This is a genomic window from Kitasatospora sp. NPDC040550, from assembly GCF_055594965.1.
On the sequence record NZ_JBVIWC010000025.1, the window covers coordinates 1 to 10,826 of the forward strand.

Genomic DNA, 10,826 nt, shown 5'->3' on the forward strand with positions numbered 1-10,826 from the left:
CTCCGGGCTCTTAATGCCCATTCCCCCGAGGGGGCCACCTCACCGTCCGGGCCCCTGCCGCCCCCTCGGGCGTTCCCGGGCGTCCCGCCTGGTGGGAGGGGTGCCGGGACGGCATAGGCTCGGGGCGTCGCCTGCCCCGGGAGGGAACCCGCTCATGAGTACTCCGCCGTTCCTGGACCTGCCCCGCTGCGCCCGGGCGGAACGCGTGCCGACCGCGCGCGGGGAGTTCGCGGCGCTGCGGGCGGAGCCGGACGGCCCGGTGCGCGGCTCGGCGCTGCTGGTTCCGGGGTTCACCGGCAGCAAGGAGGACTTCATCGCGCTGCTCGCGCCGCTCGCGGCCGCCGGGTACCGGGTGACGGCTGTGGACCAGCGGGGGCAGTACGAGACCGGTGGGCCGGACGACGAGGCGGCGTACGCGGTGAGCGCACTGGGCGCCGACGTCCGGGCGCTGACCGAGGTGCTGGCCGCGGAGGGCGGGCCGGTGCACCTGCTGGGGCACTCCTTCGGCGGCCAGGTGGTCCGGGAGGCGGTGCTCGCGGCCGCCGCGGAGGGCCCGCCGCTGCCGTGGCGTTCGCTGACCCTGATGGCCACCGGGCCTGGCGCGATCGACCCGGCCGAGGCGGCCCGGACCAGGATGCTGCTGGACGTCCTGCCGGTCATGGGCCTGGAGGAGATCTGGCAGGTCATGCGGCAGATGGACGAGAGCGGCGGGGAGCCGAAGCCCGCCCTGGCGCCGGGGGTCGCGGAGTTCCTGCACCGCCGCTGGGTGGCCAACGTGCCGCGGTCGCTGGCCGTCACCGGCGCGCACCTGGTGGCCGCGCCGGACCGGGTGGACGAGCTGGCCGCGGTGACGGCCGGGACGCTGCCGGTGCTGGTGGTGTCCGGGGAGCAGGACTACGCCTGGCCGGTGCCGGAGCAGGGCGCGATGGCGCGGCGGCTGGGCGCCCGCCGGGTGGTCGTCGCGGGCGCGGCCCACTCCCCCAACGCCGAGCGGCCGGCCGCCACGGCCGAGGCGCTGGCCGCGTTCTGGGCCTGAGCCCGGCTCCCGACCGACTCCCTCCCCGGCGTGGTCTGTACCACTTCCGGCGGTTCGACCGGTCTCGGCACAGGACAAAAGTCGTTAGTTACGGTAATCTTTGATTCTGTCCGGGAATCATCGGCGACACCCACCACGGTGCCTTTCAGCCGAAACCCGGACGTTACGGACGGGCAACGGCCCGGTAGCACCGCTACGACACCGTGGTTGACGAGGGACTGGACGCACCAGGCAAGCCCAGGGGGAGCCCTTGCCGCAGCAGACCGCCACACGCACGACCCGCGTGGTCCGGCCGCAGCGCCGGATCCGCAGGACCCCGAAAGGGCTGATACCGACTCAGCCGCAACCGCCCCGCTCCGCGGGGCCCGGAAAGGAGACGCCCATGACCAAGCCCATGCGCTTCGAGATCCTCCGACTGGACGACGCCAACGGCTCCGCGACCGACCGCGTGATCGCCGACGCCGAGACCGTCCGCGAGCTCGTCCAGGACGCCGCCCGCACCGGCGAGCGCCTGCTCATCCGCCCGTGCCCGACCGTCTGACCCGGCGCGGCGCCTCCGAACGGGAGGCCTCACCCGCCGCCGACGAGCCGGGATCGTCCGATCCGGACGTACCGATACCCGACTGACGCCCCGTCACCGCGATCGCCGTTGACGGGGCGTCAGTGCGTCCGGCCCCGGAACGGACCGGCCCCGGGCCGCGACCCCGCCCCCGGCCACGCTCCCGACCCGGCCCCCGGCCCCGGAACGTTTGCCGCCGCCCGCCACGGGACATCCCCCAACGGGAACCGCCCGCGCCGCACCCACCCGCGCCGGCCGGGCGTCCGGCACCGACAGGGTGCCGCCGAGCCGTCCGTACGGGTGATCGTCCTTGACGCGGCGGTCCGGAGGGAGGAGCGTTGTCGGCTATGAGGGGCGAGCCAAGCTGTCCGAGGTGCGCCGGTCGGGTCCGCGCCCCCGGTCTTTTTTCGGACACCTGGCAGTGCGACCGGCACGGAGCCGTGCACCCGATGCAGCCCGTACTGCCCCCGAGCGTGGAAGCCCTGGGCGTCGCCGTCGCCCGTTCCCAGGTCCCCGTCTGGCTGCCCTGGCCGCTCCCGGTCGGCTGGCTCTACACCGGCATCGCCCACGTCGGCGACGACCTCTCGGGCGCCCGGGCCACCGCCGTCGCCTGCGCCGGGCCCGCCCCGCTCGGCGGCTTCGGCGAACTGGTGCTGGTGGCCGAGGAGCTGGGCGTCGGGCTCGGCGCCCGCTACGCCGGACTGCCCGGCCCCGACCCGGGCGACTCGGTCGGCCTCTACAAGCCCGCCGACGCCAAGCTGATGGCCGCCGGGCGGCCCACCCCGATGTTCCACGTCCCGGACGCCCCGGCCGACCGCGCGGTGTTCGTCGGCGAGGCCCGCGGGCTCTGGCTCTGGGCGATCGCCTGGCCCGAGCAGTCCGCGCTGGTGATGTACGACGAACTGGTGCTCACCGACCTGCGCGAGGCCGGCGCCGAACTGGACCTGCTGCCCTGCGGGGCGCTCTCCCCCCGACTGCTGGGCTGACGGCGGGCCGGACGGCCTATCCTGGGCGGCACCCACCAGCCTGAGGAGTCCGCCCCGTGCGCATCGACCTGCACGCCCACAGCAACGCCTCCGACGGCACCGACAGCCCGGCCGAGCTGGTCGCGGCGGCGGTCGCGGCCGGCCTCGACGTGGTCGCGCTCACCGACCACGACACCGTCGCCGGGCACGCCGGGGCCGCCGACGCCGTGCACGCGCTGCCGGAGGGCACCCGGCTGACCGTCGTCCCCGGCGCCGAACTGTCCTGCGTGGTGGACGGCGTCAGCATGCACCTGCTGGCGTACCTGTTCGACCCCGAGGAGCCGGAGTTCGCGGCCGAGCGCGAGCTGGTGCGCACCGACCGGTTCCGGCGCGGCCGGGCGGTCGTCGAGCGCTGCCGGGAGCTCGGCGCGGACATCAGCTGGGAGCAGGTGCGGCGGATCGCCGGGGCCGGTTCGGTCGGGCGCCCGCACATCGCCAGCGCGCTGGTCGAGGCGGGCGTGGTGGCCACCGTCTCGGACGCCTTCACCGGGCAGTGGCTGGCCAACGGCGGCCGGGCGGACGTCCGCAAGCACGAGACCGACCCGGTGCGCGCGGTCCGGCTGGTCCGGGCGGCCGGCGGGGTGCCGGTGTTCGCCCACCCCGGCGCGGTCAAGCGCGGCCGGACCGTCCCCGACCGGGTGATCGCCGACCTCGCGGCCGCCGGACTGGGCGGGCTGGAGGTCGACCACACCGACCACGACGAGGAGACCAGGCAGCGGCTGCGCGGCCTGGCCGGCGACCTCGGCCTGCTGGCCACCGGCTCCAGCGACTACCACGGCAGCCGCAAGACCGTCCGGCTCGGCGAGCACACCACCGACCCCGGGGTGTACGAGGCGCTGCTGGCCCAGGCCACCGGGGCGAAGCCGATCGAGCGCTGACGGCGGGCGGGGCCGCACTCCGGCGCACCGGAGCGCGGTGGGGCGGGCGGGCCCGCCGTACGCCCTCTCCTCCGGGAGCCGGCGCCGGGCCGGGCCCTGACCGGAGCCGGTCCTGACCCGGGGTCAGTCGAGCGTGACGCCGCGGCGCTGCGGATCGCGCAGGTCGGTGCCCTGGTTCAGCCAGCGCTCCTGGAGCGCGGCCGCGCCGTGCACCCGCTTCCAGCCCGCCTCGTTGGGCGTCATCGGCAGCAGCGGCAGGAAGCGCACCGGCTCGGCGGGTTCGGCCAGTTCCAGGTCCTCGACCAGCCCGCCCGGCTCGGCGGCCAGCACCGAGGTGAACGGGGCGCCCTCCCAGAGCGGGGCGCCGAGGTCCAGCGAGCCGCCCGGGGCCACCACCAGGCCCTCGACCTGCGGCGTCGCGGCGAAGGTGGCGAGGCTGCGCAGCACGCCGTCGCGCCCGCCGCGCACCGTCAGCACCAGTTCGGCGCGCGGTCCGCGCAGCTGGTCGGCGACCGGCTGGGTCGGGTCGGCCATCGGGGCGGCCGACATCCCGAGCGTCGCGTAGCGGACCAGGCCGTCGGCGTCCGGGCCGAAGCGCAGCACCTCGATCCGGTCGGTGCCGAGGAAGGTGACGGCGGCGCGGCCGCTCGGCTCGCCGAAGGTGGAGATCAGCCGGGCCTCGACGGCCGCGAGTACCGCCTCCCGGGTGAGTTCCGGGGAGCTGCCGCGGTGGGGGTCGCCGAAGGACGGGAAGTCGTGCGCCATGCCGGTGAGCGTAACCCGGGCCGCCCCGGCGTCCGCGCGGGGGCGTACGGGCGAAGGCCGGGGAAACCCCGGGGCACCGATGCCCGGTCAGATGTTAGGGTGAGCGACTGGCCACCGGGATCGCAGGTCCCGGGGCGGCGAGCGAAGGAGGTGGTTGCGGTGGATACCGGCCGACCATGCAGTACCGGCAGCTCTGCCCGGCCCCGACTTCCCCGTGACCCCCGCCCCGCAGGCCTCTGCGGCTGACCGAGCCCCCGTGGCCCGGGCGCGGGTCGGCGGCGGACGGACCGGCCGGGAGAGCACCCCTCGTCCCCTTCACCGGTGTTCCTCGCCGTCGCACCACGGCCCTTCCGCGTCCCTTCCGCGCCACCGTGCGACGGCTCCTGCCCCAGGGAGCCTGTCATGTCGATGATCAACAGCCTGCGCGCCGCCGTCCGCACCAACCGCCGCCGGGGCGCCGTCGGGGCGTACGACGCCGTGCCCGAGGGCGTCGGCTCGGCGGTCGTGGACTGCGCGGTCTACCAGCACGGCCGGCGCAACGGTGAGACCTGCAGCCCCCGCGAGGCCGCCCGCCGGGTCAAGGCCGCGCACCAACTCCCGGACACCGCCGGGTCGTTCAGCTGGATCGGGCTGCACGAGCCGACCGGGGCCGAGTTCGAGGGCATCGCCCAGCGGTTCGGCCTGCACCCGCTCGCGGTGGAGGACGCGGTGCACGCCCACCAGCGGCCCAAGGTGGAGCGCTACGACGACGTGCTGTTCGCCGTCTTCAAGACCATCCGCTACGTCGAGCACGACCAACTGACGCCCACCAGCGAGGTGGTGGAGACCGGCGAGCTGATGGTCTTCGCCGGCCGGGACTTCGTGATCACCGTCCGGCACGGCGGCCACGGCTCGCTGCAGGAGCTGCGGCACCGGCTGGAGGCGGACGCGGACGAGGCCGGGCTGCTCGCCAAGGGCCCGGCCGCGGTGCTGCACGCGATCGCCGACCACGTGGTGGACAACTACCTGCTGGTCGCCGAGCGGCTGCAGAACGACGTGGACGAGATCGAGTACGGCGTCTTCTCGGCCAAGGGCGCGCGCACCGCGGACGTCGGCCGGGTGTACCAACTCAAGCGCGAGGTACTGGAGTTCAAGCGTGCGGTCGCACCGCTGCTGCGTCCGATGCAGCAGCTGTCCGAGCCGCAGCAGGGCCTGGTCGACCCGGACATCCAGAAGTACTTCCGGGACGTCGCCGACCACCTGGCCCGGGTCACCGAGCAGGTGCACGGCTTCGACGAACTGCTGAACTCGCTACTCCAGGCCAACCTGGCGCAGGTGTCGGTGGCGCAGAACGAGGACATGCGCAAGATCACCGCCTGGGCGGCGATCTTCGCGGTACCCACCATGATCACCGGCGTCTACGGCATGAACTTCGACTACATGCCCGAACTGCACCACGCCTACGGCTATCCGCTGGTGCTCACCGCGATCGCGGTGATCTGCGTCGGGATGTACCGGGGCTTCCGCCGCAACGGCTGGCTGTAGCGCCCGCCGCGGGGCCCCGGCCCCCGCGGCGGCGTCAGCGCCGTCCGCCGCGGGCGACCAGGACCAGGCCGAGCAGGATCAGCACCACCGCCGGGTACGCCGCCGCCGGGGGCCACTGGCCGAGCCAGAGCGCGGCGATCAGGGCCGCGCCCGGGGTCTCCAGCAGGATCGCGGTGGAGGTGATCGACGGCCCGAGGGTGCGCACCACCCGGTTGCTCAGCGAGTGCCCGAGCAGCTGCGCGGTGACCATCAGCAGCACGATCTGCCACCAGGCCCCGGCCGACCAGCCGGACAGCCGCGTGCCGGTGGCCAGGCAGAGCGCCAGCAGGCCGACCGCCGTGGTCGCGTAGCAGACCAGCGTGTACGCGGTGGTGCTGACCGTCCTGCGGACCTCCGCGCCCAGCAGCATGTACCCGGCCGCGGCCAGACCCGCGGCGAGCGCGAGGGCGTCGCCGAGCAGGGCGCGCGGGGACATCGAGAGGTCGACGCCGGTCAGCACCAGCACCCCGGCGAAGGCGACGACCGTACCGAGCCAGACCGTCCTCGGCGCCCGGACGCCGAACAGCCGCATCAGCAGGATCGTCCACAGCGGGGTGGTGGTGACCAGCGCGGTCGCGGAGGCCACCGAGGTCATCCGCAGGCTGGGCATCCAGAGCGCGAAGTGCACCGCGAGCAGCGCCCCGGCGGCGACCGCGAGCAGCAGCGCCCGCCGGCCGATCCCGCGCAGCTCGGCGCGGTGGCGCAGCAGCGCGTACGGGCCCAGGGCGCCGACCGACATGACGTTGCGCCAGAAGGCGATGGCCAGCGCGGGCGCGGCGGTGGCGGATATCAGCGGGCCGGAGAAGGAGATGCCGCCGATCGAGACGGCGAGCAGCAGCAGGTCGGCGGTGGGGAGCGGGTGCGCGGGCCGCTGGTCGGCGGTGGTGGCAGGGGCGGGGGCGGTCGCGGGCCGGGCGGCGGGCACGGCGCTCCTTCGCTGGTCGCGGGGGCGGGGCGCTCATACGGTAAGGCCCGTGGGCCGTCAATGGAACTGTCGCCCGGAGGCTGAGACGTCCGGCCCGGGCGGGCGCGGGCGGCGAACCCGTACGCTGTCCGCCATGGACCGCAACTCCGCCGCCCCCGTCGCCGACGACTTCCTCGACCAGGCCCTGCTGGAGGAGGCCGCGAAGAAGTCCGGGCTGCTCTGGGTGCGCGCGGACGGCGAGGCGCAGGCCCGCCCGCTGTGGCACGCCTGGCACGACGGCGCCGTGGTGGTGGTCGGCGACGGCGGCGAGCAGCCGCTGCACGGCCTGACCGCGGGCGGCCGCGCCGTGATCACCGTGCGCAGCAAGGACAAGGGCGGCCGGCTGACCGGCTGGACCGCCGAGGTGGTCGAGCTGGCGCCGAACGGCGAGGCCTGGCTGGGCGCCGTCGAGGAGCTCAAGGGCAAGCGGCTGAACGCGCCCGACACGGACACCATCGCCGAGCGCTGGGCCCGCGAGTGCCGGGTGCTGCGGCTACGGCCGGCAGGGGCGCTGACCGAGCGTCCGGGCGCCATGCCGGACGGCTCGCACGCCGCCGAGCCGATGCCCACCCCGGCCACCACCCGCCGCCCGATCCCCGCCGGACTGCCCAAACTACTGTTCAAGCGCCGTTAAAGGTTCACGCCGGGGACTCCTGGGCCCGCTACCGTGCCTCACCGGGCCGGGTGCACGCGGCGCGGGTAGCCTTGGCCGGACGTGCGCCCCGGTGCACACCGTCGCCGAGCGGGTCGCACCGCTCGGGCAGGGTCGAGGGAGTCGAGGGAGTTCATGGCAGGGCCAGGAAGCCGGGTCTTCATCTCCCACCTCTCCGCCGTCGCGGTGTTCGACCCGAACGGCGACCAGGTCGGGCGGGTCCGCGACGTGGTCGTGTCGCTGCGCCTCGGCGGCCGCCCTCCGCTGGTGCTCGGGCTGGTGGTCGAGGTCGTCGCCCGGCGCCGGATCTTCCTGCCGATGACCAGGGTGACCAGCCTGGAGTCCGGCCAGGTGCTCACCACCGGCGTGATCAACCTGCGCCGCTTCGAGCAGCGCCCGTCCGAGACCCTGGTGCTGGCCGAGCTGCTGGACCGCACCGTCACCTGGTCCAAGACCGGTGAGGACGTCACTGTGCTGGACGTCGGCATGGTGCAGACCCGGCTGCGCGAGTGGGAGGTCAGCAAGGTCTTCGTCCAGGTCGGCCGGGCCACCCGGCTGCGCAAGGGCAAGGGCGAGCGGCTCACCCTGGACTGGCAGGACGTCACCGGCTTCGCGCTGCCCGAACAGGACCAGGGCGCGGCCAACCTGCTCGCCACCTTCGAGCAGCTGCGCCCGGCCGACCTCGCCAGCGTGATGCACCACCTGTCGGCCAAGCGCCGCGCCGAGGTGGCCGCCGCGCTGCCCGACGAGCGGCTCGCGGACGTCCTGGAGGAGCTGCCCGAGGACGACCAGGTCGAGATCATCGGCAAGCTCCAGGAGGAGCGGGCGGCCGACGTCCTGGAGGCGATGGACCCGGACGACGCCGCCGACCTGCTCTCCGAGCTGCCCGGCGACGAGGCCGAGCGGCTGCTCGGGCTGATGGAGCCGGACGAGGCCGAGCCGGTCCGCCGGCTGCTCTCCTACGAGGAGGACACCGCCGGCGGTCTGATGACCACCGAGCCGATCGTCCTGGAGCCGGACGCGACGGTCGCCGAGGCGCTGGCCCGGATCCGGATCCGCGACCACAAGCCCGCGCTGGCCGCCCAGGTGTACGTCTGCCGGCCGCCGAACGAGACCCCGACCGGCAAGTACCTGGGCGCGGTGCACTTCCAGCGGCTCCTGCGCGAGCCCCCGTACGTCCTGGTCGGCTCGCTGGTGGACGACGACCTGGACGCGCTGCCGCCGGACACCCCGCTGTCGCTGGTCACCAGCTACCTGGCGACGTACAACCTGGTGGCCGCGCCGGTCGTGGACGAGGCCGACCACCTGCTCGGCGCGGTGACCGTCGACGACGTGCTCGACCACCTGCTGCCCGAGGACTGGCGCGACGCCGCGCTGCACGCCGGGGACGACGACAGAGACGAGGTGCACGGTGGACGGTGACCGCAACGGCCGGCGGGGCGAGTCCGCCCGCCGGCGCCTGCAGGGCGAACTGCGGGAGCTGCGACAGCTGCGCGAACTGCGCACCCGCGAGGGCGGCGGCCGGGAGCGCCTGGAGACCTCCCCCATCACCGGCTCCAACCGCACCCGGCTCGACCAGCCCCGCACCGCGCGGCCCGGCCTGCTGACCCTGCCGTCCTACGACCCCGAGGCCTTCGGGGTGCTGTCGGAGCGGATCGCCCGCTTCCTCGGCACCGGGCGGTTCATCGTCTGGATGACGGTGGTGATCATCGTCTGGGTGCTGTGGAACACCCTGCTGCCGTCGGCCGCGCGCTTCGACGAGTACCCGTTCATCTTCCTGACCCTGGTGCTGTCGCTCCAGGCCTCCTACGCGGCGCCGCTGATCCTGCTGGCGCAGAACCGGCAGGACAACCGGGACCGCGTCAACATGGAGCAGGACCGGGCCCGCAGCGACCGCAACATCGCCGACACCGAGTACCTGGCCCGCGAGGTCGCGGCGCTGCGGCACGGGCTCGGCGAGGTGGCCACCCGGGCCTTCATCACCTCCGAACTGGGCAGCATCCGGTCCGAGCTCCAGTCGCTGCTCAAGGAGATCGACGAACGGCGGGGCGCCCCCGAGTCGTTGTGACCGGCGGCACGCTACCGGCCGGTTAAGCGGTTCGCCCGGAGCCGTACCATCAAGGCATGGCCAACGAGACAGAGGTCGCGGCCGGCGTCACGGAGGACTCCGTACGCCAGGCGCTGGCGACCGTCAACGACCCGGAGATCAACCGTCCGATCACCGAGATCGGCATGGTGAAATCGGTCGAGATCGCCGAGGACGGCGCGGTGCGCGTCGCGGTCTACCTGACCGTCTCCGGCTGTCCGATGCGCGACACCATCGTCACCCGGGTCCGCGACGCGGTCGGCCGGGTGCCCGGTGTGACCGGCGTCGACGTCGAGCTCGACGTGATGAGCGACGAGCAGCGCAAGGAGCTCTCCCAGCTGCTGCGCGGCGGCGCCCCCGAGCGGGAGATCCCGTTCGCCAAGCCGGGCACGCTGACCCGGGTCTACGCCGTCGCCTCCGGCAAGGGCGGCGTCGGCAAGTCCTCGGTGACCGTCAACCTGGCCGCCGCGATGGCCTCGGACGGGTTGAAGGTCGCCGTCGTGGACGCCGACATCTACGGCCACAGCGTGCCGCGCATGCTGGGCGTCGAGGGCCGGCCCACCCAGGTCCAGGACATGATCATGCCGCCGCAGGCGAACGGCGTGAAGGTCATCTCGATCGGCATGTTCACCCCGGGCAACGCCCCGGTGGTCTGGCGCGGCCCGATGCTGCACCGCGCGCTGCAGCAGTTCCTGGCCGACGTCTACTGGGGCGACCTGGACGTGCTGCTGCTGGACCTGCCGCCCGGCACCGGTGACATCGCGATCTCGGTGGCCCAGCTGGTCCCCAACGCGGAGATCCTGATCGTCACCACCCCGCAGATGGCCGCCGCCGAGGTGGCCGAGCGGGCCGGCACCATCGCGGTGCAGACCCACCAGAAGATCGTCGGCGTGATCGAGAACATGTCCGGCATGCCGTGCCCGCACTGCGACGAGATGATCGACGTCTTCGGCACCGGCGGCGGCCAGACCGTCGCCGACGCGCTGACCCGCACCGTCGGCGCCACCGTCCCGGTGCTCGGCTCGATCCCGATCGACGTCCGGCTGCGCGAGGGCGGCGACGACGGCCGCCCGGTCGTGCTCGCCGCCCCCGACTCCCCGGCCGGCGCCGCCCTGCGCGCCGTGGCCGGCAAGCTCGGCGGCCGCCAGCGCGGCCTGTCCGGCATGTCGCTGGGGCTGACGCCCAAGAACAAGTTCTGACGTTCCGAGCGGGCGGACGCGGGGGGGGGGGGGGGGGGGGGGGGGGTGGAGCGATGAGCAACCCCCGAAAACCCCCCCCCCAGGCAGATGACCCACGAA

At 74.5% G+C, this 10,826-nt stretch carries 11 protein-coding genes; 9 read left to right on the forward strand and 2 right to left on the reverse strand.

The window, feature by feature from the left end:
• The first annotated feature begins 154 nt into the window (after window positions 1–154).
• From ACZ58X_RS30410 to ACZ58X_RS30425, 4 genes are all read left to right on the forward strand, one after another.
• A complete protein-coding gene (locus ACZ58X_RS30410) occupies window positions 155–1,036 on the forward strand; it encodes an alpha/beta fold hydrolase (protein WP_470336791.1) in 882 nt (293 codons plus the stop codon).
• Between the two features lie 382 nt (window positions 1,037–1,418).
• Complete coding sequence (locus ACZ58X_RS30415; protein ID WP_188305309.1) at window positions 1,419–1,577, forward strand: hypothetical protein; 159 nt, start codon at window positions 1,419–1,421, stop codon at window positions 1,575–1,577.
• Between the two features lie 365 nt (window positions 1,578–1,942).
• Window positions 1,943–2,581, forward strand: coding sequence for a DUF6758 family protein (locus ACZ58X_RS30420; RefSeq protein ID WP_470336792.1), 639 nt, complete (start codon window positions 1,943–1,945; stop codon window positions 2,579–2,581).
• 56 nt (window positions 2,582–2,637) lie between these two features.
• Window positions 2,638–3,498: a PHP domain-containing protein gene (locus tag ACZ58X_RS30425; protein ID WP_470336793.1), complete on the forward strand. Its 861-nt coding sequence runs from the start codon at window positions 2,638–2,640 to the stop codon at window positions 3,496–3,498.
• Window positions 3,499–3,621: 123 nt separating this feature from the next.
• Here ACZ58X_RS30425 and ACZ58X_RS30430 read toward each other — a convergent pair whose 3' ends face one another.
• A complete protein-coding gene (locus ACZ58X_RS30430; protein WP_470336794.1) occupies window positions 3,622–4,263 on the reverse strand; it encodes a suppressor of fused domain protein in 642 nt (213 codons plus the stop codon).
• Window positions 4,264–4,665: 402 nt separating this feature from the next.
• Here ACZ58X_RS30430 and corA point away from each other — a divergent pair, with 402 nt between their 5' ends.
• Entirely contained in the window at window positions 4,666–5,787 is a 1,122-nt protein-coding gene (corA, locus tag ACZ58X_RS30435) for a magnesium/cobalt transporter CorA (protein ID WP_470336795.1), read from the forward strand.
• A gap of 34 nt (window positions 5,788–5,821) precedes the next feature.
• Here the strand turns inward: corA and ACZ58X_RS30440 are convergent, their stop codons facing one another.
• A complete protein-coding gene (locus tag ACZ58X_RS30440; RefSeq protein WP_470336796.1) occupies window positions 5,822–6,751 on the reverse strand; it encodes a DMT family transporter in 930 nt (309 codons plus the stop codon).
• A gap of 133 nt (window positions 6,752–6,884) precedes the next feature.
• Between ACZ58X_RS30440 and ACZ58X_RS30445 the strand changes: the two genes are divergently transcribed.
• The 4 genes from ACZ58X_RS30445 (at window position 6,885) to ACZ58X_RS30460 (ending at window position 10,727) form a co-directional block, all read left to right on the forward strand.
• Window positions 6,885–7,424: a pyridoxamine 5'-phosphate oxidase family protein gene (locus tag ACZ58X_RS30445; RefSeq protein WP_470336797.1), complete on the forward strand. Its 540-nt coding sequence runs from the start codon at window positions 6,885–6,887 to the stop codon at window positions 7,422–7,424.
• Window positions 7,425–7,577: 153 nt separating this feature from the next.
• Window positions 7,578–8,864 (forward strand): magnesium transporter MgtE N-terminal domain-containing protein, encoded by a 1,287-nt coding sequence (locus ACZ58X_RS30450; protein WP_470336798.1) that lies wholly within the window; start codon window positions 7,578–7,580, stop codon window positions 8,862–8,864.
• 49 nt (window positions 8,865–8,913) lie between these two features.
• Window positions 8,914–9,510 (forward strand): DUF1003 domain-containing protein, encoded by a 597-nt coding sequence (locus tag ACZ58X_RS30455; RefSeq protein ID WP_470336898.1) that lies wholly within the window; start codon window positions 8,914–8,916, stop codon window positions 9,508–9,510.
• Window positions 9,511–9,566: 56 nt separating this feature from the next.
• Window positions 9,567–10,727 carry an Mrp/NBP35 family ATP-binding protein gene (locus tag ACZ58X_RS30460; RefSeq protein ID WP_470336799.1) on the forward strand — a complete coding sequence of 387 codons (1,161 nt, stop codon included), beginning with the start codon at window positions 9,567–9,569 and terminating at the stop codon, window positions 10,725–10,727.
• The last annotated feature ends 99 nt before the right edge of the window (window positions 10,728–10,826 follow it).